The organism is Pseudomonas sp. NGC7 (assembly GCF_047159675.1).
In the GTDB taxonomy this organism is placed as follows: Bacteria; Pseudomonadota; Gammaproteobacteria; order Pseudomonadales; family Pseudomonadaceae; genus Aquipseudomonas; species Aquipseudomonas kermanshahensis.
Genome location: NZ_BAAFZY010000001.1, coordinates 2,020,528 through 2,046,812, shown reverse-complemented (window position 1 = coordinate 2,046,812; position 26,285 = coordinate 2,020,528). Strand labels below are relative to the sequence as shown.

28 protein-coding genes and 2 tRNA genes are annotated in these 26,285 nt (G+C 62.5%); 13 read left to right on the top strand and 17 right to left on the bottom strand.

Annotated features, from left to right (window positions below):
• Positions 1 to 50: 50 nt before the first annotated feature.
• The 3 genes from ACMCNM_RS09355 to ACMCNM_RS09345 form a co-directional block, all read right to left on the bottom strand.
• Complete coding sequence (locus tag ACMCNM_RS09355; RefSeq protein ID WP_412764251.1) at positions 51 to 650, bottom strand: tRNA-uridine aminocarboxypropyltransferase; 600 nt, start codon at positions 648 to 650, stop codon at positions 51 to 53.
• A 75-nt stretch (positions 651 to 725) separates the two neighbouring features.
• Positions 726 to 2,291, bottom strand: coding sequence for a methyl-accepting chemotaxis protein (locus ACMCNM_RS09350; RefSeq protein WP_412764250.1), 1,566 nt, complete (start codon positions 2,289 to 2,291; stop codon positions 726 to 728).
• Between the two features lie 136 nt (positions 2,292 to 2,427).
• The gene (locus ACMCNM_RS09345) at positions 2,428 to 3,321 is read right to left on the bottom strand and encodes a LysR family transcriptional regulator (RefSeq protein WP_027593126.1); all 894 of its coding nucleotides are present in this window, start codon (positions 3,319 to 3,321) and stop codon (positions 2,428 to 2,430) included.
• Between the two features lie 224 nt (positions 3,322 to 3,545).
• Here ACMCNM_RS09345 and speB point away from each other — a divergent pair, with 224 nt between their 5' ends.
• Complete coding sequence (gene speB / locus ACMCNM_RS09340; protein ID WP_027593127.1) at positions 3,546 to 4,496, top strand: agmatinase; 951 nt, start codon at positions 3,546 to 3,548, stop codon at positions 4,494 to 4,496.
• A gap of 154 nt (positions 4,497 to 4,650) precedes the next feature.
• Positions 4,651 to 6,030 carry a sodium:solute symporter gene (locus ACMCNM_RS09335; protein WP_027593128.1) on the top strand — a complete coding sequence of 460 codons (1,380 nt, stop codon included), beginning with the start codon at positions 4,651 to 4,653 and terminating at the stop codon, positions 6,028 to 6,030.
• 78 nt (positions 6,031 to 6,108) lie between these two features.
• Here ACMCNM_RS09335 and ACMCNM_RS09330 read toward each other — a convergent pair whose 3' ends face one another.
• A complete protein-coding gene (locus ACMCNM_RS09330; protein WP_256214945.1) occupies positions 6,109 to 6,237 on the bottom strand; it encodes a PA1414 family protein in 129 nt (42 codons plus the stop codon).
• A gap of 124 nt (positions 6,238 to 6,361) precedes the next feature.
• A complete protein-coding gene (gene ptrR / locus ACMCNM_RS09325; protein WP_265968464.1) occupies positions 6,362 to 7,255 on the bottom strand; it encodes a putrescine utilization regulator PtrR in 894 nt (297 codons plus the stop codon).
• A gap of 106 nt (positions 7,256 to 7,361) precedes the next feature.
• On the opposite strand from ptrR, the gene ACMCNM_RS09320 reads away from it, so the two are divergent.
• On the top strand, positions 7,362 to 8,543 hold the full coding sequence (locus ACMCNM_RS09320) for a YbfB/YjiJ family MFS transporter (protein WP_412764249.1): 1,182 nt from the start codon (positions 7,362 to 7,364) through the stop codon (positions 8,541 to 8,543).
• Between the two features lie 133 nt (positions 8,544 to 8,676).
• Here ACMCNM_RS09320 and ACMCNM_RS09315 read toward each other — a convergent pair whose 3' ends face one another.
• The 4 genes from ACMCNM_RS09315 to ACMCNM_RS09300 all read right to left on the bottom strand — a co-directional run bounded on the left by ACMCNM_RS09315 (position 8,677) and on the right by ACMCNM_RS09300 (position 10,692).
• On the bottom strand, positions 8,677 to 9,603 hold the full coding sequence (locus tag ACMCNM_RS09315) for a DMT family transporter (RefSeq protein WP_027593131.1): 927 nt from the start codon (positions 9,601 to 9,603) through the stop codon (positions 8,677 to 8,679).
• 105 nt (positions 9,604 to 9,708) lie between these two features.
• On the bottom strand, positions 9,709 to 10,104 hold the full coding sequence (locus ACMCNM_RS09310; protein ID WP_027593132.1) for a hypothetical protein: 396 nt from the start codon (positions 10,102 to 10,104) through the stop codon (positions 9,709 to 9,711).
• 77 nt (positions 10,105 to 10,181) lie between these two features.
• Complete coding sequence (locus ACMCNM_RS09305; RefSeq protein WP_099430144.1) at positions 10,182 to 10,436, bottom strand: BrnA antitoxin family protein; 255 nt, start codon at positions 10,434 to 10,436, stop codon at positions 10,182 to 10,184.
• The gene (locus tag ACMCNM_RS09300; RefSeq protein ID WP_265968472.1) at positions 10,414 to 10,692 is read right to left on the bottom strand and encodes a BrnT family toxin; all 279 of its coding nucleotides are present in this window, start codon (positions 10,690 to 10,692) and stop codon (positions 10,414 to 10,416) included. Before ACMCNM_RS09300 ends, ACMCNM_RS09305 begins: the two co-directional genes overlap by 23 nt.
• Positions 10,693 to 10,963: 271 nt before the next feature.
• Here ACMCNM_RS09300 and ACMCNM_RS09295 point away from each other — a divergent pair, with 271 nt between their 5' ends.
• Positions 10,964 to 11,236: a hypothetical protein gene (locus tag ACMCNM_RS09295; protein ID WP_099455003.1), complete on the top strand. Its 273-nt coding sequence runs from the start codon at positions 10,964 to 10,966 to the stop codon at positions 11,234 to 11,236.
• A gap of 56 nt (positions 11,237 to 11,292) precedes the next feature.
• Here ACMCNM_RS09295 and ACMCNM_RS09290 read toward each other — a convergent pair whose 3' ends face one another.
• On the bottom strand, positions 11,293 to 12,654 hold the full coding sequence (locus tag ACMCNM_RS09290; protein ID WP_412764248.1) for a DEAD/DEAH box helicase: 1,362 nt from the start codon (positions 12,652 to 12,654) through the stop codon (positions 11,293 to 11,295).
• Positions 12,655 to 12,758: 104 nt separating this feature from the next.
• Between ACMCNM_RS09290 and ACMCNM_RS09285 the strand changes: the two genes are divergently transcribed.
• Positions 12,759 to 14,045, top strand: a complete 1,287-nt coding sequence (locus ACMCNM_RS09285) for a mechanosensitive ion channel family protein (RefSeq protein ID WP_085272469.1) — start codon at positions 12,759 to 12,761, stop codon at positions 14,043 to 14,045.
• Positions 14,046 to 14,159: 114 nt separating this feature from the next.
• Here ACMCNM_RS09285 and ACMCNM_RS09280 read toward each other — a convergent pair whose 3' ends face one another.
• The 4 genes from ACMCNM_RS09280 to ACMCNM_RS09265 form a co-directional block, all read right to left on the bottom strand.
• Positions 14,160 to 15,095, bottom strand: a complete 936-nt coding sequence (locus tag ACMCNM_RS09280) for an AEC family transporter (protein ID WP_412764247.1) — start codon at positions 15,093 to 15,095, stop codon at positions 14,160 to 14,162.
• 1 nt (position 15,096) lies between these two features.
• A complete protein-coding gene (locus tag ACMCNM_RS09275) occupies positions 15,097 to 15,972 on the bottom strand; it encodes a carboxylate/amino acid/amine transporter (protein ID WP_186681928.1) in 876 nt (291 codons plus the stop codon).
• Between the two features lie 302 nt (positions 15,973 to 16,274).
• On the bottom strand, positions 16,275 to 16,874 hold the full coding sequence (locus ACMCNM_RS09270) for an FMN-dependent NADH-azoreductase (RefSeq protein ID WP_099455006.1): 600 nt from the start codon (positions 16,872 to 16,874) through the stop codon (positions 16,275 to 16,277).
• A gap of 108 nt (positions 16,875 to 16,982) precedes the next feature.
• Complete coding sequence (locus tag ACMCNM_RS09265; protein WP_099430150.1) at positions 16,983 to 17,300, bottom strand: 3-phosphoglycerate kinase; 318 nt, start codon at positions 17,298 to 17,300, stop codon at positions 16,983 to 16,985.
• Between the two features lie 48 nt (positions 17,301 to 17,348).
• Between ACMCNM_RS09265 and ACMCNM_RS09260 the strand changes: the two genes are divergently transcribed.
• From ACMCNM_RS09260 to ACMCNM_RS09245, 4 genes are all read left to right on the top strand, one after another.
• Positions 17,349 to 18,272 (top strand): LysR family transcriptional regulator, encoded by a 924-nt coding sequence (locus ACMCNM_RS09260; protein ID WP_027593141.1) that lies wholly within the window; start codon positions 17,349 to 17,351, stop codon positions 18,270 to 18,272.
• 13 nt (positions 18,273 to 18,285) lie between these two features.
• A complete protein-coding gene (locus tag ACMCNM_RS09255) occupies positions 18,286 to 19,098 on the top strand; it encodes an alpha/beta fold hydrolase (protein ID WP_186681930.1) in 813 nt (270 codons plus the stop codon).
• Entirely contained in the window at positions 19,092 to 19,649 is a 558-nt protein-coding gene (locus ACMCNM_RS09250) for a peptidylprolyl isomerase (RefSeq protein WP_412764246.1), read from the top strand. Before ACMCNM_RS09255 ends, ACMCNM_RS09250 begins: the two co-directional genes overlap by 7 nt.
• Positions 19,650 to 19,711: 62 nt before the next feature.
• A complete protein-coding gene (locus tag ACMCNM_RS09245; protein WP_412764245.1) occupies positions 19,712 to 21,544 on the top strand; it encodes an ABC transporter ATP-binding protein in 1,833 nt (610 codons plus the stop codon).
• Between the two features lie 134 nt (positions 21,545 to 21,678).
• On the opposite strand, the gene ACMCNM_RS09240 is transcribed toward ACMCNM_RS09245, so the two are convergent.
• Both ACMCNM_RS09240 and ACMCNM_RS09235 read right to left on the bottom strand, forming a co-directional pair.
• Positions 21,679 to 21,754: transfer RNA gene (locus tag ACMCNM_RS09240), tRNA-Glu, on the bottom strand.
• Between the two features lie 42 nt (positions 21,755 to 21,796).
• Positions 21,797 to 21,872, bottom strand: a tRNA-Ala gene (locus ACMCNM_RS09235).
• Between the two features lie 200 nt (positions 21,873 to 22,072).
• On the opposite strand from ACMCNM_RS09235, the gene ACMCNM_RS09230 reads away from it, so the two are divergent.
• Entirely contained in the window at positions 22,073 to 23,035 is a 963-nt protein-coding gene (locus ACMCNM_RS09230; protein ID WP_027596012.1) for an alpha/beta hydrolase, read from the top strand.
• A gap of 190 nt (positions 23,036 to 23,225) precedes the next feature.
• Positions 23,226 to 24,014: a hypothetical protein gene (locus tag ACMCNM_RS09225; RefSeq protein ID WP_027596011.1), complete on the top strand. Its 789-nt coding sequence runs from the start codon at positions 23,226 to 23,228 to the stop codon at positions 24,012 to 24,014.
• Positions 24,015 to 24,132: 118 nt separating this feature from the next.
• On the opposite strand, the gene prmB is transcribed toward ACMCNM_RS09225, so the two are convergent.
• Positions 24,133 to 25,041: a 50S ribosomal protein L3 N(5)-glutamine methyltransferase gene (gene prmB / locus ACMCNM_RS09220; RefSeq protein ID WP_027596010.1), complete on the bottom strand. Its 909-nt coding sequence runs from the start codon at positions 25,039 to 25,041 to the stop codon at positions 24,133 to 24,135.
• A gap of 180 nt (positions 25,042 to 25,221) precedes the next feature.
• On the opposite strand from prmB, the gene ACMCNM_RS09215 reads away from it, so the two are divergent.
• Entirely contained in the window at positions 25,222 to 25,812 is a 591-nt protein-coding gene (locus tag ACMCNM_RS09215; RefSeq protein ID WP_085273722.1) for a cysteine hydrolase family protein, read from the top strand.
• Between the two features lie 89 nt (positions 25,813 to 25,901).
• Positions 25,902 to 26,222: a hypothetical protein gene (locus ACMCNM_RS09210; RefSeq protein WP_027596008.1), complete on the top strand. Its 321-nt coding sequence runs from the start codon at positions 25,902 to 25,904 to the stop codon at positions 26,220 to 26,222.
• The last annotated feature ends 63 nt before the right edge of the window (positions 26,223 to 26,285 follow it).

Sequence of the window (26,285 nt, the reverse complement as noted above, 5' to 3'; positions counted from 1 at the left end):
TGGCTGATACGCCTTACGTGTAGGAGCAGCCTTGCGCTGCTCCTACACGTTTATGGGGTGCCGTGATTGCGCTGGAACGTCTCGGCACCCATGGCTTTGATCTGCCCCTCGATCAGGGCTTCGAACGGTTTGAGCAATGCATCGAAGCTGACAGGTTGCTCCAGCACGTTCAGCGCCTCCACCACCGCCTCAAGGGTCGACAATGCCCCCGGCTCCGGCGCCTTGCGCAACCGGTAGCGCGAAGGCGCGACCGCCCCCAGCGTCACACGCGGCAGGGCCTCCAGCAACGGATTCAGGTACAGCAGCTTGCGTGCCTTGCGCCAGGTACCGTCGGGCACGATCAACAGCAAGGGCCTGTCATCCCCCTCACCATAAGCCGTCAGCACCTGGGCATGCTCACCCGGGAACAGCAGCGCCGGCCGGTAGCCTGGCGTCTGCAGCAATTCAATGAGGTCGTCGAACACCTCGCCAACGCGCAATTGGGCATTGACCAGGCCAAGGGCGGCCAGGCGGGCGGTATTCAGGGCGTGCGAGCTTTCACTGGGGTGCTGCAGCAGAACCACGCGGGTGCGGCTGTCGAGCGAGGGTATCAATGGGCAAAGGCAGTGGTCGAGCGGGCGCTGGCAGCGCTCGCAGCGGGGTCTGGGCATCGGCTTCTCCTTACCGGGCGCAGTGTGCCATAGCCCTGCAGAAAAGCCCCACTTCCTTGTGGGATACGCCGAACATCAGCGGTTGAAACGCTCCGCCAAGCTATGCAGATACTCCGCCATACGCTCCAGGTCCTGGCTGATTTCCGCCCCTTGCCTGGCCTGCCCGGCGCTCTGATCACACAGCTGTGCAATCCTCACGATCTGCTGATTGATATCCTCGGCAACATGGCTTTGCTGCTCAGAGGCGGTCGCCATCTGCTGGCTCATACCGGTGATCCGGCTGACCGCCTGGGCGATACCGGTCAACGCCGCTTGCACCGCTTCGACACTGTGTACGCTGTCGCGCGAAATCTGCTCGCCGCGGCTGGCCGTGCTCACCGCCCGCTCTGCCCCTGCCCGCAACGAGGCGATGATCTGGTGGATCTCCTCGGTCGAGGCACGGGTGCGCTGGGCCAAAGAGCGGACCTCATCGGCCACCACGGCAAAGCCGCGCCCCTGCTCCCCGGCGCGCGCTGCTTCGATCGCGGCATTGAGCGCAAGCAGGTTGGTTTGCTCGGCAATCGAGGTGATCGTATCGACCACGCTACCGATCGACTGGGTCTGCTCAGCCAACGCGTTGACCGCCTGCCCGATGTCGTTGACCGCATCGCTCATGCTGCCCATGGCCTTGAGACTCTGCTGGGCCAACTCACTGCCTTGCTGCGCCAACTGGTCGGCATCGCCTGCCGCATGGGCAGTGCTTTGCACGTTGTGGGTAACCTCCTGGATAGTCGCCGCCATCTGCGCGATGGCCGTGGCGGACTGGTCGGTTTCGTTGCGCTGGCGGTCAAGCATCTGCGCCTGGGCGTCGGACAGGTCAGCCGACTGCGCCGCCCGCGACTTCACCCCAACGCCGGCATCCACCAGGCGGGTCAAGGCGGTTTGCAAACGGGCCTCTTCGCTGATGATGGCCATGTCCAATTGGCCCTGCAGGCCCAGGTTGTCGCTGTAGGTCAACGCCACCAACGGGCTGGTGAAGGCTTTCGGGTGCTCGCCAAGTGTGCGCCGAATGGCCTGGCTGTGGTGATGCTCGACCAGGTACCAGGCCACCAATAGGCTGCTCATCAGCACCCCCAGGGCCGCGTAGGGCGGCAGCCACAGGTAGCTCGCCGCCGACAGCAGGCCCGCGCCAATCAGTGGCCAGCCGTGCCCCAATGCATGCCCTAGCCGCGCCGCCCACGACACCGGCGAACGGCCGGCACGCAAGCGCGCGTAAAGCGCTTCGGCACGGCGAATCTGCTCACGCGTCGGCACTGAACGCACCGACTCATAGCCACTGACCCTGCCCTGCTCATACACCGGGGTGACGTAAGCGCTGACCCAATAGTAATCACCGTTTTTGGCGCGGTTCTTGACCACGCCCATCCAGGGTTTGCCTTGCTTGATGGTGTCCCACATGTGCCCGAACACCGCCGGGGGCATGTCGGGGTGACGCACCAGGTTGTGGGTCTGGCCGACCAGTTCGTCGTAGGTAAAACCGCTGATCGCCACGAAGGCGTCATTGCAGTAGGTGATGCGACTGTTGAGGTCCGTCGTGGAGATCAGGCGTTGATCGCTGGAGAAGGTTCTTTCGTGCTCAGTGACGGGCAAATTCATGCGCATCTTGGGCGATCCTTGCAGGATGAAATAGGGAGGAATCATCAGCGCAAGTTGATGTTTAGCAGAGCGCTATCAGGTTAGCGGTCAAGTTCTGTAGGAATTGAGCCCGTCCCGACGGAATGCATGAACAGGCTGTGTATCAGCCCACGTTGAGCTGGCTTTTAAGCAGGTCACGGAACGTCTGAATCAACGGCTCGCGGCTGCGGCCACGACGAATGATCAACGAAAAGGGTGCCTGATAGCCGAAGGTAGACGGCGACAACACCCGTAGATCGCCCTTCTCCACCCAAGCCTGGGCGTAATGCTCTGGCAGGTAGCCAATGTAGGCACCGGAGAGAATCAGGATCAGCTGCGCCTCCATGCTTTCCACCGTCGCCGCACTGTGCTTGAAGCCATGCCGGGCCAGCTCTGCCTGGCTCCAGTAGCCGCGCCCGACCATGCGCTGCTGGGTCACCACCTGCTCAGGGATGCGCCGCTCGTTGAACAACGGATGGCGGCTGCTGCAGTACAGCCAGTGCTGCTCACGGTACAGCGGCTGGTAAACCAGGCCGCTCATGCGCGAAGAAAACGCCCCGATGGCCAGGTCGAGGCGGTTGTCCTGTACACCCAATTGCAGTTCGTACGGGCTGGACACCGACAGGTGCAAGTGCACCGCCGGGTGCTCCTGGCTGTAGGCGCCGATGGCTTCGGCCAGAGGCAGCGCGCGGTCACCCACGGTGGAGTCGATCACGCCCAGGTTGAGCGTGCCGCGCAATTCACCCTTGAGGGCCGCGGCATATTGCTCAAAGCCATCCAGCTCGGCCAGCAAGCGCAGGCTCTCCTGATGGAACAGCTCGCCCTTGCTGGTGAGGCTGAAACCGCCGCGACCACGGTGACACAGCACAATCCCCAACCCGCCCTCCAGCTGGCTCATGTACGTGCTGATGGCTGACGTCGACAGGTTCAAATCACGCTGGGCGTTGGCGAAGCCCTGGTGACGCACCACGCTGACGAAGATGCGCAGGAGTTTCAGATCGGGCAGGGTCGAGGTCATGGTGCAACGGTTCCGCAACAGTAAATGCGTGAAGTCTAACCGGTTGCGCGGGCATTAGTTCAGAAATTCCTGAAGTAAGTATTTGCCGGTAGCGATTCTTCCTACGCACTACCTTGCGCAAACTCGGCCGAAATGTCCTGCCCGCCGGCACAACCAGACTACACAGGCGCGCCGCGGCACAGGTTCGAACAAACACAACAATCGACCGACTGATGAGGCCCACCGTGGACAAGACTCTCCACCAACCACTGGGCGGCAACGAAATGCCGCGTTTCGGCGGCATCGCCACCATGCTCCGTCTCCCCCACCTGCAAAGCGCCGCCGGCCTGGATGCCGCATTCATCGGCGTGCCCCTGGACATCGGCACTTCGCTGCGCTCCGGCACCCGCTTCGGCCCGCGTCAGATCCGCGCCGAGTCGGTGATGATCCGCCCGTACAACATGGCTACCGGGGCTGCGCCATTCGACTCGCTGTCGGTCGCCGACATCGGTGACGTGGCCATCAACACCTTCAACCTGCTCGACGCCGTGCGCATCATCGAAGAAGCCTACGACGAAATCGTCGAGCACAATGTCATCCCGATGACCCTGGGTGGCGACCACACCATCACCCTGCCGATCCTGCGCGCCCTGCATAAAAAGCACGGCAAGATCGGCCTGGTGCACATCGATGCCCACGCCGACGTCAACGACCACATGTTCGGCGAGAAGATCGCCCACGGCACCACCTTCCGCCGCGCCGTGGAAGAGGGCCTGCTCGACTGTGACCGCGTGGTGCAGATCGGCCTGCGTGCCCAGGGCTACACCGCCGACGACTTCAACTGGAGCCGTCGCCAGGGCTTCCGCGTGGTGCAGGCCGAGGAATGCTGGCACAAATCGCTGGAACCGCTGATGGCCGAAGTCCGTGAAAAAGTCGGCGGCGGCCCGGTTTACCTGTCGTTCGACATCGACGGTATCGACCCCGCTTGGGCCCCTGGCACCGGCACGCCTGAAATTGGAGGCTTGACCACGATCCAAGCGATGGAGATCATTCGCGGCTGCCACGGCCTGGACCTGATCGGCTGTGACCTCGTCGAAGTCTCCCCGCCTTACGACACCACCGGCAACACCTCGCTGCTCGGCGCCAACCTGCTGTTCGAGATGCTCTGCGTGCTGCCGGGCGTCGTGCGTCGCTGATCCTGGCGATACCACGGCACCGCTTGACTGCAATACCCCGGCAGGAGCCATGAGGGAGGGCCACTGAGGCCCGCCAACACAAGACTAGACCGCCGGGTGGCGCTAAGCCCGTGCGGTCGATCTCGCCATAATAAAGATAATCGGGAGACCCCCAATGGCCTTGGACATCATCGTTGTAATGATCTATACCGCCGGCATGCTCGGGCTTGGCTGGTATGGCATGCGTCGGGCAAAAACCCAGGAAGACTACCTGGTGGCCGGACGCAACCTCGGCCCGACCCTGTACATGGGCACCATGGCCACTACCGTACTCGGCGGCGCCTCCACCGTCGGCACTGTGCGCCTGGGCTATGTCCACGGCATTTCTGGCTTCTGGCTGTGCGCAGCCCTGGGCCTGGGCATCATCGCCCTCAACCTGTTCCTCGCCAAACCGCTGCTGCGCCTGCGCATCTACACCGTGACCCAGGTTCTGGAGCGGCGCTACAACCCGATGGCACGCCAGGCCAGCGCGGCGATCATGCTGGCGTACGCGCTGATGATCGGCGTGACCTCGACCCTGGCCATGGCGACCGTGCTGCAAGTGCTGCTCGAGCTGCCGTTCTGGATGTCGCTGATGCTCGGCGGTGGCGTGGTGGTGCTGTACTCGACCATCGGTGGCATGTGGTCGCTGACCCTGACCGACATCGTCCAGTTCGTCATCAAGACCGTCGGCCTGATGTTCATCCTGTTGCCGGTATGCCTGTACAAGGCCGGTGGCTGGGACACCTTGGTGGCCAAACTGCCTGCGGCCAGCTTCCAGCTGACCACCATCGGTTGGGACACCATCATCACCTACTTCCTGATCTACTTCTTCGGCATCCTCATCGGCCAAGACATCTGGCAGCGCGTATTCACTGCCCGTGACGAGAAGGTCTGCCAACGTGCCGGTACCACCGCAGGCGTCTACTGCGTGGTGTACGGCCTGGCCTGCGCCCTGATCGGCATGGCCGCGCACGTACTGATGCCCGACCTGGCCAACCCAAACAATGCCTTTGCGGAGATGATCAAGAGCACCCTGCCCGATGGCATTCGTGGCCTGCTGATGGCGGCGGCCCTGGCGGCCATGATGTCGACCGCCAGCGCTGGCCTGCTGGCCGCGTCCACCACCCTGACTGAAGACCTGCTGCCCAAACTGCGCGGCGGCAAGCAGTCGAGCCTGGCCATCAGCCGCCTGTTCACCCTGCTGACCGGCCTGGTGGTACTGGGTATCGCCTTGGTGGTGAACGATGTAATCAACGCCCTGACCCTGGCCTACAACCTGCTGGTCGGCGGCATGCTGATCCCGCTGATTGGTGCGATCTTCTGGAAACGCGCAACCACCGCAGGCGCCATCGCCAGCATGTCGCTGGGCTTCGCTACTGCGCTGCTGTTCATGTTCAAGGATGGGCTGGAAGCCAACACGCCGATCTACTACAGCCTGGCAGTTGGCCTGGTGAGCTTTGTCGCAGTCAGCCTGATGTCGCGTAAATCGATGGCAGCAGTCAAGCTGGCCTGATACGCACTAGGCCATACAGACGATTCGCCGCAACAAAAAGGCCGCAGCATCAGCAATGATGCGGCGGCCTTTGTCATTTCAGCGACGGCGCGGTTGGCGCTTGCGCTGCTCTTCATCAGTCGGGATCGGCACCGGCTGCAGGGGGGGTGGAATCAACCCCAGTGCGACAGCCAAGTCGTGGAGCCAGTTGAACAGTGGTTTCTTCATAGTGCCCCCTTGACGGGTCAGCCTCACGGTCAATCAATCCAGTGATGTTTCATACAGATCATAGCCCGATGTCCTGTATTGCGCATGCATCTGGTCTTAGAGATAAGGGCCATTTTGACGCGGATCAAGCCTGAACGGCGCATTCCGACGATTGGTTAATCGTTTCGCTTTGTTGCAGATCGATCCAGGCCTGTAAATTTGCCCCGCGCATGCCCTGGCGCCACATCAACCAAGTCACCGCCTGATCGAAGGGTGCCTGCAGCCGGTGGACCCGCACCCGGTCGCGCCCAGGCAGGCTGTCGAGCATGGATTGCGCCATCATGGCCACACCTGCGCCGGCAATCACGCAGGCCAGCATGCTCTGGTACGACTCGATCTCCATCACCCGGCCCATCGGCGTATGGGCGTGGGCGTACCAGGCCTCAAGGCGCATCCGGTATGAACAGCCCTGGCGGAAGGTGAACACCGCTTTGCCTGCCACGTCTTTTGCCGTGTGCACGGGCGGGTGTTCGGGGCTGGTGATCAGCACCAGCTGTTCGTCGCACAGCGGCACACCGTCCAGCCCGGCCAGGCTTGGCGGGCCATCTACCAAGGCCGCGTCCAGGCCATGGCTGAGCAAGCCCTCGAACAGCTCACCGCTGGGCGCTGCACGTACCTGCAGGTTCACCGCCGGGTACGCCTGGTGATAACGCGCCAGCAACGCTGGCAGGTGGGTGGCTGCGGTGCTGTACATGGTGCCCAGCACAAACTCCCCCGCCGGCTGGCCACCTTGCACGGCCGCCATCGCCTCGTCACGTAGCGCCGACAAGCGATTAGCGTAGTCCAGCAGCACCTTGCCCGCGGGCGACAATTGCAGGCGCTGGCGCTCGCGCAGAAACAGCTCCACACCCAATTGCTCTTCGAGCTGGCGCAGGCGCGTCGACAAGTTCGACGGCACCCGATGCAGGCGCTCGGCGGCGCGTGTGACCGAACCTTCCTCGGCCACCGCCTGGAAGATGCGCAGTTGGCTGAACTCCATACCTTTCTCCAAAACAGAACAACTTCATCATCATTATTCAATTTTATTGAACGCGAAAGCCCCCTAACCTGCCATCCATCGCTTACCAACGTGCAGGAGCCCTTCCATGTCGCCCCGTATACAACTGCTGGCCAGCGCCGTGGCCCTGATGATGGCCATGGGCATCGGCCGCTTCGCCCTGACCCCACAACTGCCGCAACTGATCGCCGAAGGCCAGTTCGACCTCACGGCCGCCGGGCTGGTCGCGGCGGCCAATTACCTGGGTTACTTCATCGGTGCGGTGGATGGCATGTTCGCCCGCAAGCCTGCCCAGGTACGCCTGCGCCTGCAGGGTGGCCTGTGGCTGTGCGTGCTGTTGACCTTGGCCTCGTGGGCCGCCGATGGCTTCTGGAGCCACCTGCTGTTGCGCTTCGGCACCGGCGTGGCCAGCGCCTGGGTATTGGTGATGATCACCAGCCTCAGCCAGCAGGTTGCCAACGCACACCATCAACCCCGCTTGGGCGCTTTGGTGTTTGCCGGGCCGGGCCTGGGGATCGCCGTTACCGGGCTGCTGGCACTGGTGGCGCATGGGCTGGGGCTGGGTTCGGCAGCGCTGTGGCTGATCTACGCGGTGGCGGCGCTGATGATGCTGTTGGCCGTACGGCCCTGGTTGCCCCAGGCGCAAGCGCAAACCGTGCACCCGGCCACTGCGCAGCCCGGTAGGGTAGGCAATGCCGGGATTGCGCGCCTTGGGCTGGTCTATGCCTTGTACGGCGTCGGTTACATCCTGCCGGCCACCTTCTTGTCACAGATGGCCAACCAGCAGTTTCACGGCCAGTGGATGGCCGACCTGTTCTGGCCGGCCTTTGGCCTGGCAGCCGCGCTGGGCGTGCTGCTGGTGAGCGTGCGCCGGGCCGGCCGGACCTCTGCTTGGCTGACCGCCACCCTGTGGCTGCAAGGACTCGGTGTGCTCGCATGCCTGATGGGCGGTGGCCTTGGCTTGGGGTTGGGTGTGGTGCTGTGCGGCGCGCCGTTCCTGGCCTGCATGCAGCTGGTGATGCAGCGCTCGCGAGAGCTGGCGCCACACGCGACGCAGCGTAATGCCGGGCTGCTCACTGCGTGCTTTGCGCTCGGGCAACTCAGTGGGCCGTTGTTGGCGGCAGTCAGCAACCACTACACGGGGAGCCTGGAGTTGGCATTGCTGCTGGCTGCGAGCGGGTTGGCAGTGGCCGGGGTGCTGGTGCTGACTGCAGCCCATGCCAACCCCAGCTGCCTGGCGGCCCCTTCAACCACTGCGCAATCCGTGTAGGAGCAGCCTTGCGCTGCGAAGAGGCCAGTGGCAGCAGCGAGCATCTACGTTGTTGTCACTGGCCTCTTCGCAGCGCAAGGCTGCTCCTACAGGGGTTTCGGTTGACGGTCAGTGAAGCCTAGGGCAGCGGCTATCACCCCACCCATTTGCGCAATTGCTGCTTCACCCAAGGCTCGGCGCTCACCAGCACTACGCCAAGCAACACCATCACCGCGCCAAGTACAAAGTTCACGCTCAGCGGCTCATCCAGCAGCAGCACGCCGAACGTGACGCCGAACAGCGGCGTGATGAACGAAAACACCGCGAGGTTAGACGCCAGGTATTTGCGCAATAACCAGAACCAGGTCAGGTAGCTGACAAACGACACCACGACCCCCTGGAACAGCACACTGCCCACCGCCAAAGGCGTCAGCGACACCGCGCCGATCTGGCCGCTGAGCAAGGCAATCAGCAGCAGCCCGGCAAAGCCCACCGCCAACTGATAGAACAGGGTCAATGTCGCCGGCGCTTCCGAAAGCCGTGAACAGCGCACCACCACCGTCGTCGCACCCCAGGCTAGCCCCGCCACAACGCCAAAGGCATCGCCCAGCAACGTGCGGCTGTCCATTTCTTCAAACGACATGCCACCGGCAAACGCGGTGGCAATCCCACCGAAGGCCAGCAAGATCCCCAGCCACTGCAGCAGCCGCAGCCGCTCACTGGGCAGCATGAAGTGCAGGCCCAACGCCGTGAAAACCGGTGCCGTGTAGAGGAAGACCGACATGTGCGCTGCCGACGTCAGCTTCAACCCTTCAGCGATGAACAGGAATTCGACACCAAACAACCCACCCGCCAACAGCCCGGCGCGCCAAGTGCTGCCCACCTGCTCCCAACCACCGCGCCAGCAGATCATCAGGCCCACCAGCACAGCGGCGATGCAGTTGCGCAAGGCGGCCTGCATGACCGGGGCGATGTCGACGGCAGCCGTCTTGATCAGCACTTGCTGGCAGCCCCAGATCAGGCACAACCCAAGCATGACCTGGAAAGCGAAAGCGTCGGGGTTCTTCCGGGCCGCGCTCATCGGCGGGCCTTTGGGGTAATCATTGGCATGGGATCAGCTCGGCAGTCTTCAAAGACTGCCGATTATCGGGTTTACAGGCCCACCCATGCCACCCTCAAAACGACCTCAAGCAATCTGTGCCTTCGATGACACCTGCTCAAAGGTCGCTTCATCCAGCGCATCGGCTTGTTCATCCAAGACCTGACGCGGGTGCTCGAAGCCCGGGATGCTGCTGTCGATCAGGCTCAACAGGCGCGAACCGCGTTCGCTGAGGACAAAGTTTTCGCCGTTGCCCCCCTCTTCATCAGGCCGACTTTCGATGAAGCCGCGCTCGAACAGCAGTTTTTCGTATTCGCAGGCTCGGGTCTTCAGGTGGTCCAGATCGCCTATCGGCTGGCCTTTGGCGGCTAGCGCCGCGGCGTGCTGCTCGGCATAGGGGCGTGGCGTAAAGCTGTGACCGGCGCTGTTCTGCACTTCATGCAGCAAGCGTTCGATCAAGTCCCAGTCGTAGGTGGTGCTCATGGCGGCAGGCTCCTGCTGTGGACGGAAGGGGTACACAGGTTGGGACCTGCCGCTGACAGGCTGCGTTCAGAAAGATATCAGCGCTGTCTTTGCTGAGCCTGCATGTACTGGCGCAGCAACTGATTTATACGCGTCTGATACCCGGCGCCCTGATCCTTGAACCAGGCAAGAACATCAGCGTCCAGGCGAATGGTCACCGCCTGCTTTGCAGGAACCCGCAGGTCGGCCTGGCGAAAAAAATCCTGATCCAACTCGGCGATATCGGAAGTATCGATATCCTTGTCTTCCTGCCGGGCCAAACGGCCCCAATCAGTTTTCGATGCTTTGGTCATAGTGTTTGGCCTCCCATTTGGTGGCTTTGCGTGCGGATATGATGCGTATTACCTCGCCTCGCCTTTCCGTATAAACCACAACGCCTATCAGCGCCTTGAGCCAGCCCAGGCAAACCCAGCGCTCTTCACTACATGCCACATCATCGTCTCGTCGCGTGAGCATAGGATGGTTGAACATGTCTGGCACATCGGCGAAGTCGATGCCGTGTTTACGGATGTTGATTTCATTCTTGGCTTCATCCCACTCAAAAAACATGAGACGACCTGTATTTACAGTCGTACATACAATACCCACTCTTTTCTGCCGAGACTAGCGGTATGGCTACCCCTCATCAATGGCGCCTCGGCGGTTAGAGGGCGTTAGAGAAAGGGACTACTACTCGATAGGAAAAGAGCATCAGCAAAGGCCTTCTGAAGCGGATCAGTCAGGACGGAACTGCAAAGCTGGAGGCCACCTGTCGCAGATGCTGAACTTCTCAGGGAGCCGAACCCTCCACCGCGCATAGCCAACGCGAGAGGTAGAAAGGATGAAATCGCTGCTGCGCATCACCTGTGCAACCGCCTTGCTCTGCGCACTGCCCGCTTGGGCCTGTACGCCGGAGGAGGCCACCCAGAAGCGCGAAGAACTGGCCGGGCTGGTCAGCCAGCTGACCGAACAGAACCCGCAGAAGGCCAAGGAGATCAACGATGAGCTCCAGGGTATGGAGCTGGGGACGGCGAGCAAGGACCTGCCGGACAAGTGCCAGCTGATCGATACGCGAATCAAGGAATTGAAGACAGCGGAGAAGAAAGCGGAGTGACGCAGAGGCGGTAAAGGCCCTATCGCCGGCAAGGCGGCGATAGGGCTACAGACGACTTACTCAGCCGCTGGCGTGCGCTTTTTCAGCGGCGCCATGCCGTCGGAGCTGGCCAGTGGCGCGTTGGCCTTTGGCTTGGCAGTCGGCTTGCGCTTAACGCCAGCCTTCTTGTCACCCGACTTCTTCTCGACCTTTTTCTTCTTGGTACCGGCAGCCTTGCCCGACGCCTTGACCTTTTTAGGCCCGGTGTAGGTGCCTTTGACTTCTTTGATCACCCGGCGCTCGAACTGCTGCTTGAGGTAGCGTTCGACGCTCGACATCAAGTTCCAGTCGTTGTGGGTGATCAACGAGATCGCCAGGCCTTCGCCCCCCGCACGGCCGGTACGGCCAATACGGTGCACGTACTCGTCACCGCTGCGTGGCATGTCGAAGTTGATCACCAGGTCCAGGCCGTCGATGTCCAGGCCACGGGCGGCAACGTCGGTTGCCACCAACACGTTGGAGCTGCCCTGCTTGAAGCGCTCAATGGCCAGCTTGCGGTCTTTCTGGTCCTTCTCACCGTGCAGGACGAAGGCCTTCACGTCCTTGGCCACCAGGTGGCCATAGATACGGTCGGCCAGGGCACGGGTGTTGGTGAAGATGATCGCCTTCTGGTAGGTCTCGTTTTCCAGTAACCACTGGACGATCTTCTCTTTGTGCTGGTCGTGGTCAGCCATGATGATCTGCTGACGGGTGCCTTCGGCCAACTGCGAGACGCTGTTGAGCATCAGGTGCTCAGGGTCTTTTAACACCTTGCCGATGATGTCGCGCAGGGCCGCGCCGCCTGTGGTGGCGGAGAACAGCAGGGTCTGCTCACGGTTCTCACACTCCTTGCACAGGCGCTCCATGTCTTCGGCAAAGCCCATGTCGAGCATGCGGTCGGCTTCATCGAGGATCATGACCTTGACGTGGGACAGGTCCAGGTTGCCGGCGTTGAGTTGCTCGAGCAGGCGGCCCGGGGTGCCGATCAGCACGTCCGGCACCTTGCGCAGCATGGCGGCCTGTTCCTTGAAGTCCTCACCGCCGGTAACTAGGCCGGCCTTGATGTAGGTGAACTGGGAGAACAGTTGCACCTGCTTGAGGGTTTGTTGTGCCAGCTCACGGGTGGGCAGCAGGATGAGCGCACGGATTTCCACGCGCGGGCCGCTCAGGTCGACCAGGCGATTGAGCATTGGCAGGACGAATGCCGCGGTCTTGCCGCTGCCGGTCTGCGCGGTCACACGCAGGTCACGCCCTTGCAGGGCCAGGGGGATGGCCGCTGCCTGCACCGGGGTCGGCTCGACAAATTTAAGCTCGGCCACGGCTTTAAGCAGGCGTTCGTGCAGGGCGAATTGGGAAAACACGGAGGTAACCTCAGGCAAGTGCGGGAAATTCAGTTGCATAGGGTAACGTTTTCTGCCGCCATAGCCGAATTTCTTTTGGCAACTTTATCGGCATCCGCGCTCTAATGGCGCTTCGTTTGGCAATACAGACTGTTCAAAACCCCATGGATATCCAACGAATCTGGCGTGACTCCCTCGACCTCTGGGGCACCCTCGATCAACATCCCATGCTCCACGCCGCCATCGGACTGGCCGTCCTGCTGCTGATTTCTCTAGTCGTCGGCCGCCTTTCGCGCTTCCTGATGCTGCACGGCACCCGCCTGCTGGCGCGCCAACAGGCGCTGAAATGGCTGGATGACCTGCGCCACAACAAAGTGTTGCACCGGCTGGCGCAGACCACACCGTCGCTGGTGCTGCAGTTTGGCCTGAAGCTGGTGCCGGAGCTGTCCGACACGGCGCAGCACTTCCTCGGCAACGTTGCCCTGGCCTTTACCCTGCTGTTCATGACCATGGCCCTGTCGTGCCTGCTGGATGCCTTGCTCGACATCTACGCGCGCACCGAGCATGCCCGCACCCGCTCAATCAAGGGCTATGTGCAACTGGCCAAGATGATGCTGTGGATCTTCGCCTCCATCGTCATCGTCGCCACGCTTATCGACCGCTCGCCGTTGCTGCTGCTGTCGGGCCTGGGTGCCATGTCGGCGGTGCTGCTGTTGGTCTACAAGGACACCCTGCTGTCGTTCGTGGCCAGCGTGCAATTGACCAGCAACGACATGCTGCATGTGGGTGACTGGATCGAAATGCCCCAGGTCGGTGCCGATGGCGATGTGGTGGACATCACCTTGCACACGGTGAAGGTGCAGAACTTCGACAAGACCATCGTCTCGATCCCGACCTGGCGCTTGATGAGCGAATCGTTCCGCAACTACCGCGGCATGCAGCAGTCAGGCGGCCGGCGCATCAAGCGCAGCCTGTTCATCGACGCGGCGGGTGTGCGTTTTCTGACCCGCGAAGAGGAACAACGCCTGACCCAAGTACGCCTGCTGGGCGACTACCTGGCTGGCAAGCGCCAGGAACTGCAAACCTGGAACGAAGCGCTGGGGCCGGTGGCCGAGCTGTCCGCCAACCGCCGCAAGCTGACCAATATCGGCACCTTCCGCGCGTTTGCGCTGGCTTACCTGAAGAACCACCCCAATGTGCATCAGGGCATGACCTGCATGGTCCGGCAGATGCAGACCGGCGCCGAGGGTGTGCCGCTGGAAATCTACTGCTTCACCACCACCACGGTGTGGGCGGAGTACGAGCGGATTCAGGGGGATATCTTCGATTATCTGCTGGCGGTGTTGCCGGAGTTTGGTTTGAGCTTGTATCAACAGCCGAGTGGCAATGACATGCGGGTGGGGTTGAGCGGGCGAGTGCCGCACCGGTTGGAAGAGATGAGCGAGGCTTGAGATCGCTGGGGCTGCTTTGCAGCCCATTCGCAGCACAAGGCCGCTCCTACCGGAGGTACGCGCTCCCTGTAGGAGCAGCCTTGTGCTGCGAGTGGGGCGCAAAGCGCCCCCGAATCACCCCGCGTAACCCAGCAGGTACAACAACCCGGTCAGGGTCACCAACGAAGCCACGGTCGACAACAGGATCGTCCGCGAAATCAACCCCGCCTCGCGGTTGTAGTACTCCGCCAGCATGTACGGCCCGGTCCCGGTCGGCAGCGCCGCCAGCAGCACCGCCGAAGCCGCCCACATGCTCGGCAGGCTGAATACCTTGTACGCCAGCACCCAAGTCAGGGCCGGCTGCCCAACCAGTTTCAATCCCACCAACGGCCACGGGCTGGCTTGCGCACCCGCGCGCTTTTCTGCCAGGAATGCGCCCAGCGATATCAAGGCGCACGGCGTGGTAGCCAACGCCAGCATGTCGAGAAAATGCATCACCGGCTCGGCCAGCCCCAACCCGCTCATGGCCCACCCCGCCCCCACCACCGGCGAAATCACCAGCGGGTTCTTCGCCAGCGCCTTGCTCACCACCAGCACCGCCCGGCCGACCTGCCGCTCTTCCTGCAGCCCGACCTCAATAAAGGTCAGCGAAATGGCGAACACCAGGCACACCACGATCAACGACGAGATCAGCGCCGGCTGCAAGCCCGCCTGGCCGAACAGCAACAGGCACAGCGGGATGCCGATGTAGCCGGTGTTGGCATACCCTGCACTGAGCCCGTCGATGCTCGCGGCAACCAGGTTATGGCCGCTGTACAGCCGCCACGCCAGCGTGACCACGAACATGGCCAGAGCGCCCGTGCCAAACGCCACGATGAAGCCTGGGTGCCAGATCTCGCTCCAGGTCGCAGTGGCGGTCACCTTGAACAGCAAGGCCGGCAGGCAGAGCCAGACCACCATCTTGTTGATTTCGGCTGCGGCCTTGTCGCCGAGCTTGTTGGCGCGACGGCACAGGTAGCCGACCAGGATGAGGGCAAAGATCGGCGCGACGATGACAACGAGGGTATGCATATCAGGCCTTGCGGGTCAGCGCGACGTCAGTGCGGCTACCCAACCGGCTCATCCACACCGACGCCAGAATCACCGCGCCGCCAATAAGCAACCGCCCCAGTGGCTCGTGCTGGTTCCAGATCAACAGGTTGAGCAACAGCCCCACCGGCACATGCAGGTTGTTCATCACGGCCAGCGTCGCCCCGGAAACCAGGCACGCGCCCTTGTTCCACCAGTACAGGCCCAGCGCGGTCGGGCACAACCCAAGGAACAACAGCACCAGCCATTGCACATCGGTGCTGGGCAGGTGCTGGGCATTGCCGAACAGCAAAAACGCCGGCAGCACGACGATCAAGGCCCCGAGGTAGAAGTAGCCGAAGCGCTTGTAGTGCGGCAGGTCGCTGGGGTTTCGGGCGATCAGGTGACGGTACAGCACCTGGCCGGCGGCATAGGTGAAGTTGGCCAGTTGCAGCAGCAGGAAGCCGATGAAGAACTCACCACTGATGCTGTCGAAACGAATCACCGCGGCTCCCGCCACGGCCACCAGCGCGGCCAGCAACGCCCATGGGTTGAAACGCCGGTTCAAGGCATCTTCGATCAGGGTCACGTGCAACGGCGTGAGGATGGTGAACAGCAGCACTTCTGGCACGGTGAGCACGCGAAAGCTCAGGTACAGGCAGACATAGGTAATGCCATATTGCAGCGCACCGATCAGCAGCATCGAACGCATGAAGCGCGGCTCGACCTGGCGCCAGCGGGTCAGCGGCAAGAACACCAGGCCTGCCAGCAGCACCCGGGCGAGCACGGCAAAGTAGCTGTCGACGTGCCCAGCCAGGTACTCGCCGATCAGGCTGAAGGAAAACGCCTGAATCAGCGCGACGATAATCAGGTAGCCCATGGTTGCCTCTCGTGGATCAAGGCGGCGACCTTAGCGGGTTGCGGGCAATCTGTTCAACCCTGCGGAATGTGGGGGCTGAGTTTTTGTAGGAGCGGCCTTGTGTCGCGAAAGGGCTGCGTAGCGGCCCCAGATTTACGCTTCACCTCAAGCATGATGGGGCTGCTTTGCAGCCCTTTCGCGACACAAGGCCGCTCCTACAATTGATCGCATGGGCCGCAGGCATAAAAAAGCCCGGCCATCAGGCCGGGCAGGTACACCCAAAGGAGCAAAAACAGGTGTCAGGGTTGGGAATTCGTTGACGCTCAGGCCACCGCAGCCAGCTTGGCCTTGGCCTGGTTGATGCCCTTTTCGTGGAAGTCGCCGCTCATGTTCAGGCCTTCGGCATGGATGAAATTCACATCGTGAATGCCGATGAACGCCATCACCTGGCGCAGGTAGGGTTCCTGGTGGTCGCTGGTGGCGCCGGCATGAATGCCACCGCGGGCGGTCAGGACGATGGCGCGCTTGCCAGTCAGCAGGCCCTGCGGGCCGGTCGGGGTGTACTTGAAGGTGATGCCGGCGCGCAACACGTGGTCCAGCCAGGCCTTGAGGGTGCTGGGGATGGTGAAGTTGTACATCGGCGCAGCCATCACCAGCACGTCGGCCGCCAGCAGTTCATCCGTCAGCTCATTGGAGCGGGCCAGTGCTTCGAGTTCGGCGGCACTGCGCTGCTCTTCGGGCTTCATCCAGCCACCGAGCAGGTTGGCATCCAGGTGCGGCACCGAGGTCACAGCCAGGTCACGTACGGTGATCTCATCGCTCGGGTGGGCGGCCTGCCATTGCTGGATAAAGTCGCGGGTCAGTTGACGGGAAACGGAATCCTGCTGACGGGCGCTGCTTTCGATGATCAGTACGCGGGACATGGGGTGCCTCCATCGGCAAAAAGGGTGCGATTCGATGGAGGTGAGATTAAGGCTTGACCTATCGATAAAAAAGCGTAAAAAGTGGGTTCAATCAATCGATTAATCCGTTTATTCCGCTGTACAGTTCACGCTGATCCGCAATTTGATGATCTGGCGATTGAACTTGGCGGTGACGTCGACGCTTTTACCCGCCGGCACGTTCACCCGGCGCACCCGGGGCGCTTCCGGGCCGTTGCGGAACATCACCTTGCAGGCTGCAGGCACCTGCCCATAGTTGTTGAGGGTGATGGCGCCAATGTCGTAGGCGGTATCGTAGGCCGTGTAGTCGAGCTTGACCCCATCCTCCAATTGCTTCTCCACATCGATGGGGTAAGCCATGGCACCGAGGGGCAGGCACATCAGTATTGCCGCACAACATTTCTTCATGGGGCGCTCTCCTTGGAAGAGCGCAGCTTAGGACAACAGGAGCGAAACATGAAAGCGCCGCGCGTAACCCTTGATCAGTGGCGAACACTGCAAGCAGTGGTCGATCACGGGGGGTTTGCCCAGGCCGCCGAGGCGCTGCACCGTTCGCAGTCGTCGGTCAGCTACACCGTGGCCCGCATGCAAGAGCAGCTCGGTGTTCCGCTGCTGCGCATCGATGGGCGCAAAGCGGTGCTCACCGAGGCTGGCAACGTGCTGCTGCGCCGCTCACGCCACCTGGTCAAACAGGCCAGCCAGCTCGAAGACCTTGCCCATCACATGGAGCAAGGCTGGGAAGCCGAGGTGCGCGTGGTGGTCGACGCCGCCTACCCCAGCGCCCGGCTGGTTCGTGCGCTGAGTGCGTTCATGCCGCAAAGCCGCGGTTGCCGGGTGCGTCTGCGTGAAGAGGTGTTGTCGGGCGTCGAGGAAGTGCTACGCGAAGGCATCGCTGACCTGGCCATCAGCAGCTACAGCATCGGCGGCTACCTGGGCGCCGAACTGAGCGCGGTAGAGTTCATCGCCGTTGCCCACCCCGAACACAGCCTGCACCGCCTGGGCCGTGAAATTACCTTCCAGGACCTGGAAAGCCAGCTGCAGGTGGTGATCCGCGACTCTGGCCGCGCCCAACCGCTGGATGTCGGCTGGCTGGGCGCAGAGCAGCGCTGGACCGTCGGCAGCTTGGGCACCGCCACCACCTTCGTCAGCAGCGGCCTGGGCTTTGCCTGGCTGCCGCGGCACATGATCGAGCGCGAACTGCGTGAAGGCGTGCTCAAGCCGTTGCCGCTGGATCAGGGTGGCAGCCGTCACCCACTGTTCTACCTTTATTCGAGCAAAGAGAAGACCCTGGGCCCGGCTACGCAGATTCTCATCGACCTGCTGCGCAACTTCGACACCGCGCCTCTGGACGTGCCCTTCGCAGCCCCCCCACAAGCCTGAGAGGACCGCGCCCATGGCCTATTTCGAACACGAAGGATGCTTACTGCATTACGAGGAATACGGCCAGGGCGAACCCTTGGTGCTGCTGCATGGCCTGGGCTCCAGCTGCCAGGACTGGGAGCTGCAGATACCGCTGTTGAGCCGCCACTACCGGGTCATCGTCATGGACATTCGCGGGCACGGCCGCTCCGACAAACCCCGCGACGGCTACCAGATCGCCACCTTCAGCGAAGACCTGCTGGCCCTGCTCGAACACCTGCAGACCGGCCCGGTGCACTTCGTGGGCCTGTCGATGGGTGGGATGGTCGGCTTCCAGTTTGCCGTCGATCACCCGCGCTGGCTGCGCAGCCTGTGCATTGTCAACAGCGCCCCGGAGGTTAAGCGCCGCTCCCGCAGCGACTGGGCCTGGTGGGCCAAGCGTTGGGGCCTGGCACGCCTGCTCAGCGTCGAGACCGTGGGCAAAGGCCTGGCCCAGCGCCTGTTCCCCAAGCCCGGCCAAGCTGACCTGCGCCAGAAGATGGCGCAGCGCTGGGCACGCAACGACAAGCGCGCCTACCTCAAAAGCTTCGACGCCATCGTTGACTGGGGCGTGCAGGAACGCATTGGGCAAATTCGCTGTCCCACGCTGGTGATTGCCGCCGACCACGATTACACGCCGATACATCTGAAAGAGCGCTACGTAGCCCTGATGCCGCAGGCCAGGCTGGTAGTCATCGACGATTCCCGGCACGCTACGCCCCTCGATCAACCCGAGGTCTTCAACCAGACCCTGCTGCAGTTTCTTGCAGCTGCTTCCACCTCTCAAGGATCTTTGAGCCCATGCTGAAAAAACTCCTGCTCACCGCCTGCTCGGTCGCCTTCGCCACCAGCGTCATGGCGTCCGACAAGACCCCTCACGTGTTGCTGGACACCAGCTTCGGTCAGGTCGAAATCGAGTTGAATGCCGAGAAGGCGCCGATCAGTACCAAGAACTTCCTCCAGTACGTCGACAGCGGCTTCTACAACAACACCATCTTCCACCGCGTGATCCCGGGCTTCATGGTCCAGGGCGGCGGCTTCACCGACCAGATGGTGCAGAAGAGCACCCAGGACCCGATCCGCAACGAAGCCAGCAATGGCTTGCTGAACACCCGCGGCACCCTGTCCATGGCCCGCACCTCGGACCCGAATTCGGCTACCAGCCAGTTCTTCATCAACGTGGCTGACAACGACTTCCTCAACCCAGGCCGTGACCGTGGCTATGCCGTGTTTGGCAAGGTGACCAAAGGCATGGAAGTGGTCGACCAGATCGTCAACTCACCGACCACTGTGAAAAAGGGCATGCGCGACGTGCCGGCCGATCCGGTCTATATCAAGTCCACCAAACGTATCGACTGAATGCAGGTTTCACAGGGACGTGAACCCGCCTGAAGGCCGGACCAACAGGAGTGTTGTCACCCATGCTGTACCGCCGTTTCGAACGACTTATCGACATTTTTCGCGAGGCACCGAGCGAAGCACCGCCGAGCACGGTGTGGCCGTTCTACCTGTATTACCTGCGCCAGGTCTGGCCAAGCTTCGCCGCCCTGCTGGTGGTCGGCCTGGTCGCTTCGTTGATCGAAGTGGCGATGTTCAGCTACCTGAGCCGTATCATCGACCTGGCCCAAGGCACGCCCAATGCCAACTTCTTCAGCGAACACAGCGGTGAGCTGATCTGGATGCTGGTGGTGATCCTGCTGCTGCGCCCGCTGTTCTTCGGCCTGCACGACCTGCTGGTGCACCAGACCATCAACCCGGGCATGACCAGCCTGATCCGCTGGCAAAACCACTCCTATGTGCTCAAGCAGAGCCTGAACTTCTTTCAAAGCGACTTCGCCGGGCGTATTGCCCAGCGCATCATGCAAACCGGCAACTCGCTGCGCGATTCGGCGGTACAGGCAGTGGACGCCCTGTGGCACGTGCTGATCTATGCCGTCAGCTCGCTGGTCCTGTTCGCCGAGGCCGACTGGCGCCTGATGCTGCCACTGTTGGCGTGGATCGCCTGTTACATCGCCGCGCTGTTCTACTTCGTGCCACGGGTAAAGGCGCGCTCGGTAATTTCGTCCGACGCACGCTCCAAACTGATGGGGCGCATCGTCGACGGCTACACCAACATCGCCACCCTCAAGCTGTTCGCCCATACCGACTACGAACAGCAGTACGCCCGTGAGGCGATCCGCGAGCAGACCGAAAAAACGCAACTGGCCTCGCGGGTGATCACCAGCATGGACGTGGTCATCACCACCCTCAACGGCTTGCTGGTGGTCGGCACCACCGGCCTGGCGCTGTGGCTGTGGAGCCAGTCGCTGATTACCGTGGGGGCAATTGCCCTGACCACCGGGTTGGTGATCCGCATCGTCAACATGTCGGGCTGGATCATGTGGGTGGTCAACGGCATCTTCGAGAACATCGGCATGGTCCAGGACGGCCTGCAGACCATCGCCCAGCCGGTCACCGTCACTGACAAGCCCAATGCGCCGGCATTGAAGGTGAGCCGTGGCGCGGTGCATTTCGACGATGTGGACTTCCACTACGGCAAAGCCAGCAACGTGATCGAAGGGCTCAATCTGAACATCCCCCCGGGCGAAAAGATTGGCCTGATCGGCCCTTCTGGCGCAGGCAAATCGACCCTGGTGAACCTGCTGCTGCGGCTGTATGACGTGCAGGGTGGGCGCATCCTCATCGATGGCCAGGACATTGCCGAAGTGAGCCAGGCCAGCCTGCGTGCGCAGATTGGCATGATCACCCAGGACACCTCGCTGTTGCACCGCTCGATCCGCGACAACCTGCTGTACGGCCGCCCAGAGGCCAGCGAAGCGGCACTGCTTGAAGCCGTACGCCGCGCCCGCGCCGACGAGTTCATTCCGCAGTTGACCGACGCCCAAGGGCGTACCGGCTTCGATGCGCATGTGGGCGAGCGTGGGGTCAAGTTGTCTGGCGGCCAGCGTCAACGTATCGCGATTGCGAGGGTGCTATTGAAGAACGCACCGATCCTGATCATGGACGAGGCCACTTCAGCGCTGGATTCTGAGGTTGAAGCCGCGATCCAGGAGAGCCTGGAAACGCTCATGCAGGGCAAGACCGTGATCGCCATCGCCCACCGGCTTTCGACCATTGCCCGGATGGACCGGCTGGTGGTGCTGGACAAAGGGCATATCGTCGAGAGTGGCAGCCACAGTGAGTTGCTGGCGCAGCAAGGGTTGTATGCGCGGTTGTGGCATCACCAGACCGGTGGGTTTGTTGGGGTGGATTGAGATGTGCGGTTGCCTGCGCCGGCCTCTTCGCGGGGCAAGCTGAACTGGCCTAATGATCCCGGACACCTCTTAAGGGCGATATGATTCGCCCATTCAGGAGGTTCCATGCAAGAGCGTAAGACCTATACCCGCGATGGCGTCCCCTAGGGGACTCGAACCCCTGTTACCGCCGTGAAAGGGCGGTGTCCTAGGCCACTAGACGAAGGGGACGTAACCTTCGTGCCGGTTCGTTTTCACAAACCGCGGCAAAATTGGTGGAGCTAAGCGGGATCGAACCGCTGACCTCCTGCATGCCATGCAGGCGCTCTCCCAGCTGAGCTATAGCCCCGACCGCATCAAGCTAAGGCTTAACGGCCTGAGCCCTGTTGATTACAGGGCTCAGGCTGCTAGCTGAAACTGTCCAACTTTCTGGGGGCAGTCCATCCTGTGGGAGCGGGCTTGCCCGCGAAAGGGCCCGCACAGGCAACTACCCACCGAACCTTCCCACAAACATTGGGTCAAACCGACATCTCCCCACCGTAGTACCCCATGATGCCGCGCCTCGTCGCCTTGTTGTTCATGCTCTGTGCTGGCCTCGCCCAGGCCGCCTCCCCCACCGTCTTGCAGCGCCCCATCGACCTCGACACCGGCCAGGGCGTGCTGCACGGCAGCCTGCTGCTACCACAACAGGCCACGCCGCCCCCGGTGGTGTTGATCATCGCGGGCTCCGGCCCCACCGACCGAGACGGCAACAACCCGGCCACGGGGCGTATCGACAACCTCAAGCGGCTGGCCCTGGTGCTGGCCAACGACCACATTGCCAGCGTGCGCTATGACAAGCGCGGCGTGGCCGCGAGCCAGCCGGCCACGCCCGATGAGCGTGACCTCAGCGTCGAGCGCTATGTCGCCGATGTGGTTGCCTGGAGCCACAAGCTCAAGGCCGACCCGCGGTTCGGCCCGCTGATTCTGGTGGGCCACAGCGAAGGCGCGCTGATCGCCAGCCTCGCCGCCGAACAGGCAGGTGCCAGCGCGGTGATCACCTTGGCCGGCGTCGGCCGCCCGTTGGCCGACGTACTGCGCGAACAGTTGGCCCAGCGCCTGCCGCCCGCCCAATTGGCCCGTGGCAGTGACTTGCTCGACCGCCTGCAGGCTGGGCAGACCAGCCTGGATGTGCCCGCGCCGCTGCGCCAGGTGTTCCGCCCCAGCGTGCAGCCCTACTTGATTTCGCTGTTCCGGCAGAACCCGGCGGCGGCGTTCGCGCAATTGCCGATGCCGGCGCTGATCGTCCAGGGCCGCAATGACGTGCAGGTCGACGTAACGGATGCCGAGCGCCTCAAGGCTGCGAAACCGGATGCGCAACTGGTGCTGATCGATGGCATGAACCACATGCTGCGCATCAGCCCCAAGGCCATGAGCGAACAGCGTGACAGCTACCTCAACCCCGAGCTGCCACTGGCCCGTGAGCTGGGGGAGCGGATCGTCACGTTCATCCAGCATTTGCCATCGGCCTGACCCTCAGGTCTTGGCCGGGGCTGCCGATAGAGTAGATGGCGGCAAGAATTGGGGCCGCTGCGCGGCCCTTTCGCGACACAAGGCCGCTCCTACACTGGCGATCGCGTACGCTTTTGTAGGAGCGGCCTTGTGTCGCGAAAGGGGCACGCAGTGCCCCTCTGGCTGCCAGCACGCACATAAGGACAGCCCCATGACAATTGCCCCCGCCGCCCAAGAGCCGGCCGACGAGCCACAACCCCAGGACGGCGCCGCGCTGCCTTGGGCCGACCTTGCCGCCGAACACTTCCAGCTGTTGCGCCTGGCCCCCTTGCCCACCGACCGCGCCACCGGCGCCCGCCCCCTGCGTTTTGTGCAGTTCGGCTACGCCGAGCGCCACGACAAAGCCCACAGCCTGCTGCGCATGGAAATCCAGCTGCCAGGGCAAAAAGTGCGCAAAGAACAGAACCACCTGGATATCCGCGTCGACCACGCCGAACGCCTGGTGCGCATTGGCAGCGACCAGGGCCTGCAGTTGGAACCCCTGAACCGCGGTATCGGCCGCTTCATGCTGGCCCAGGCCGTGCAATGGCTGCAGCGCAGGTGGTCGCATTACCGGGTCGAAGGCATGGCACTGCCGAGCAAGGATGCCCTGAGCGAGGATTCACGCCTGCGCCGGGACCAGTTCTTGCGCGGGGTGGGTATCGAAGTGGAGTACGAAGACCCTCAGCACCTCAAAGGCCGTACCGTTGAAGCCACGGTGGGCCAGCTGAAAGGCGCCTGGAGCAGCGAGCGGCTGCAGCGGGTGGAGATTCTCGATGCGGCCAACTTGCTGCAGCAGGCCGATCAACAGCTGCAGGAAATGGAAGGCCAACTGCGCGAACGGGATGAGCGGGTGGCCAAGTACCGGCGTGAAGATGGCGGGTTGCGCTTTACCATCACCTGCCTGGTGGCATTTGCGATGTTTCAGGCCGGGTTGTTGATCTGGATTGCTACCCGCTGAGACCGTGGCGCCTGCTTCGCGGGTAAACCTGCTCCCACAGGTGCAGCACTGGCCTTGAAAACGGCGCTGTACCTGTGGGAGCCGGCTTGCCGGCGATGGGCTGCAAAGCAGCCCCCACTCAAACTCGGGCTTTGAACAGCTCTTGATGCTGCCGGCACTGCTCGGCTGTCAGCATGAACACCCCATGCCCGCCCCGCTCGAATTCCAGCCAGGCGAAATCCACCTCGGGGTACAGCGACTCGACATGCACCTGGCTGTTGCCCACTTCGACAATCAGCAACCCTTTGTCGGTCAGGTGGTCAGCCGCCTCGGCCAGCATCCGCCGCACCAGGTCCAGGCCATCGTTACCGCAGGCCAGGCCCAGCTCAGGCTCGTGGTGATACTCGGCCGGCATGTCGCCAAAATCTTCGGCATCGACATACGGCGGGTTGGACAGGATCAGGTCAAAGCGCTGCCCTGGCAGGCCATCGAAACCATCGCCCTGCACGGTGTAGACGCGCATGTCCAGGCCGTGACGCTCGATGTTCTGGTTCGCCACCTCAAGGGCATCGAACGACAGGTCGCCCAGCACCACTTCGGCCTCGGGGAACACTTCGGCCGCGACGATGCCGATGCAACCAGACCCGGTGCACAGGTCCAGAATGCGCGCAGGCTCTGACGCCAGCCACGGCTCGAAACGTTTTTCGATCAGCTCGCCAATCGGCGAACGGGGCACCAGCACGCGCTCGTCGACAATGAACGACATGCCACAGAACCACGCCTCGCCCAGCAGGTAGGCGGTGGGCACGCGCTCTTCTATGCGCCGCTTGAGCAGGTGCTGCAGGCGCACGCGTTCGTCGTCCTCGAGCATGCAGTCCAGGTAGCTGTCGGCCACCTCCCATGGCAGGTGCACGGCGCCCAGCACCAGCAGGCGGGCTTCGTCCCAGGCGTTGTCGGCACCGTGGCCGAAGAACAGCTCGCGCTCGTGGAAGCGGCTGACCGCCCAGCGAATGTAGTCGCGCAGCGTGCGCAGACGGGATGTGATCACGGGGGTACTCCTAATTCAGACCGTACAAAAGTCTAACAGCCCAACCCGCACAATTGTTCCTTGGCGTTCCCCAAAGGGTAGCCACAGGCCAGTAACCATGCTGTTTGCGATGTCAACCATTCCCATTGACGCCAAGGCAAGGGACAATAGGTATACAAAAGCCCTTCCAAGGAGCCCTTGATGTCCGTTCCAACCACGATGTTCCGCCTCACTGGTCGCGACTACCCGCCGGCCAAGCTGAGCCACGCCAGCCTGATCATCATCGATGCGCAAAAGGAGTACCTCAGTGGTCCCCTGGCACTGTCGGGCATGGACGAGGCCGTGGCCAACATCGCCCGGTTGCTCGATGCCGCGCGCAAGAGCGGCCGTCCGATCATCCACGTCCGTCACCTGGGCACTGTCGGTGGCCGTTTCGACCCACAAGGCAGCGGTGGCCAGTTCATCCCTGGGCTGGAGCCACTCGAAGGCGAAACTGTCATCGAAAAGCGCATGCCTAACGCGTTCAAGAACACCAAGCTGCACGACACCCTGCAGGCGCTGGGCCACCTGGACCTGATCGTCTGCGGTTTCATGAGCCACTCCAGCGTCAGCACCACCGTGCGCCGCGCCAAGGACTATGGTTATCGGTGCACCCTGGTGGAAGACGCCTCGGCGACCCGCGACCTGGCGTTCAAGGACGGGGTCATCCCGGCCGCACAGATTCACCAGTGTGAAATGGCCGTGATGGCCGACAACTTCGCCTGTGTCGCCCCTACCGCCAGCCTGATCTGATCCAGGGCGGGTAACGACCGCCCGGCAGCCGGGCGGAACCCAAAGGGCGAGCGCAGGTCGAATTCCGGATATCCACAGAGGAAATCGGAATGAAGCTCAAAGGCAGTTTCGACGCCAAACGCCTGCGCACGCGCGAACCGCGCAATTGGGGCGCACGCCTGGCTGCCGGCCTGTCCGCCTTGCTGGCAACGCTGGGTGTGCTGCTGGCCATGGCCGGCATCGCCGGCCTGCTGGGCAATTACCCGGCCCTGCAAGAACTCAATGCCAACAAACCGCTGGCCAGCATCCTCACCGGGGCTGGCTTGCTGTTGCTGTGGCTGGGCGTGCGCTTCTGGCGGCGCAGCCGTATTCGCCTGCGTCGCGGGCGGGAATTGAACCTGTCGCCGCACTTGATGAAAAAACACGACTGAGTCTTTTGTTCGCCTGTGCGGGCCTCTTCGCGGGGCAAGCCCGCTCCCACAGGTACTGTGCTG

Excerpts from the sequence above, each read along its gene's own strand:
- ACMCNM_RS09230 (WP_027596012.1), top strand. The coding sequence starts at position 22,073 with ATGATGCCGCGCCTCGTCGCCTTGTTGTTCATGCTCTGTGCTGGCCTC.
- ACMCNM_RS09305 (WP_099430144.1), bottom strand. The coding sequence starts at position 10,436 with ATGACCAAAGCATCGAAAACTGATTGGGGCCGTTTGGCCCGGCAGGAA.
- ACMCNM_RS09225 (WP_027596011.1), top strand. The coding sequence starts at position 23,226 with ATGACAATTGCCCCCGCCGCCCAAGAGCCGGCCGACGAGCCACAACCC.
- ACMCNM_RS09280 (WP_412764247.1), bottom strand. The coding sequence starts at position 15,095 with ATGCATACCCTCGTTGTCATCGTCGCGCCGATCTTTGCCCTCATCCTG.
- ACMCNM_RS09290 (WP_412764248.1), bottom strand. The coding sequence starts at position 12,654 with ATGCAACTGAATTTCCCGCACTTGCCTGAGGTTACCTCCGTGTTTTCC.
- ACMCNM_RS09250 (WP_412764246.1), top strand. The coding sequence starts at position 19,092 with ATGCTGAAAAAACTCCTGCTCACCGCCTGCTCGGTCGCCTTCGCCACC.
- ACMCNM_RS09300 (WP_265968472.1), bottom strand. The coding sequence starts at position 10,692 with ATGTTTTTTGAGTGGGATGAAGCCAAGAATGAAATCAACATCCGTAAA.
- ACMCNM_RS09315 (WP_027593131.1), bottom strand. The coding sequence starts at position 9,603 with ATGAGCGCGGCCCGGAAGAACCCCGACGCTTTCGCTTTCCAGGTCATG.
- ACMCNM_RS09265 (WP_099430150.1), bottom strand. The coding sequence starts at position 17,300 with ATGAAGAAATGTTGTGCGGCAATACTGATGTGCCTGCCCCTCGGTGCC.
- ACMCNM_RS09245 (WP_412764245.1), top strand. The coding sequence starts at position 19,712 with ATGCTGTACCGCCGTTTCGAACGACTTATCGACATTTTTCGCGAGGCA.
- ACMCNM_RS09310 (WP_027593132.1), bottom strand. The coding sequence starts at position 10,104 with ATGAGCACCACCTACGACTGGGACTTGATCGAACGCTTGCTGCATGAA.
- ACMCNM_RS09330 (WP_256214945.1), bottom strand. The coding sequence starts at position 6,237 with ATGAAGAAACCACTGTTCAACTGGCTCCACGACTTGGCTGTCGCACTG.
- ACMCNM_RS09275 (WP_186681928.1), bottom strand. The coding sequence starts at position 15,972 with ATGGGCTACCTGATTATCGTCGCGCTGATTCAGGCGTTTTCCTTCAGC.
- ptrR (WP_265968464.1), bottom strand. The coding sequence starts at position 7,255 with ATGGAGTTCAGCCAACTGCGCATCTTCCAGGCGGTGGCCGAGGAAGGT.
- ACMCNM_RS09210 (WP_027596008.1), top strand. The coding sequence starts at position 25,902 with ATGAAGCTCAAAGGCAGTTTCGACGCCAAACGCCTGCGCACGCGCGAA.
- ACMCNM_RS09355 (WP_412764251.1), bottom strand. The coding sequence starts at position 650 with ATGCCCAGACCCCGCTGCGAGCGCTGCCAGCGCCCGCTCGACCACTGC.
- ACMCNM_RS09260 (WP_027593141.1), top strand. The coding sequence starts at position 17,349 with ATGAAAGCGCCGCGCGTAACCCTTGATCAGTGGCGAACACTGCAAGCA.
- ACMCNM_RS09335 (WP_027593128.1), top strand. The coding sequence starts at position 4,651 with ATGGCCTTGGACATCATCGTTGTAATGATCTATACCGCCGGCATGCTC.
- ACMCNM_RS09320 (WP_412764249.1), top strand. The coding sequence starts at position 7,362 with ATGTCGCCCCGTATACAACTGCTGGCCAGCGCCGTGGCCCTGATGATG.
- ACMCNM_RS09285 (WP_085272469.1), top strand. The coding sequence starts at position 12,759 with ATGGATATCCAACGAATCTGGCGTGACTCCCTCGACCTCTGGGGCACC.
- ACMCNM_RS09255 (WP_186681930.1), top strand. The coding sequence starts at position 18,286 with ATGGCCTATTTCGAACACGAAGGATGCTTACTGCATTACGAGGAATAC.
- ACMCNM_RS09345 (WP_027593126.1), bottom strand. The coding sequence starts at position 3,321 with ATGACCTCGACCCTGCCCGATCTGAAACTCCTGCGCATCTTCGTCAGC.
- ACMCNM_RS09215 (WP_085273722.1), top strand. The coding sequence starts at position 25,222 with ATGTCCGTTCCAACCACGATGTTCCGCCTCACTGGTCGCGACTACCCG.
- ACMCNM_RS09270 (WP_099455006.1), bottom strand. The coding sequence starts at position 16,874 with ATGTCCCGCGTACTGATCATCGAAAGCAGCGCCCGTCAGCAGGATTCC.
- ACMCNM_RS09350 (WP_412764250.1), bottom strand. The coding sequence starts at position 2,291 with ATGCGCATGAATTTGCCCGTCACTGAGCACGAAAGAACCTTCTCCAGC.
- ACMCNM_RS09295 (WP_099455003.1), top strand. The coding sequence starts at position 10,964 with ATGAAATCGCTGCTGCGCATCACCTGTGCAACCGCCTTGCTCTGCGCA.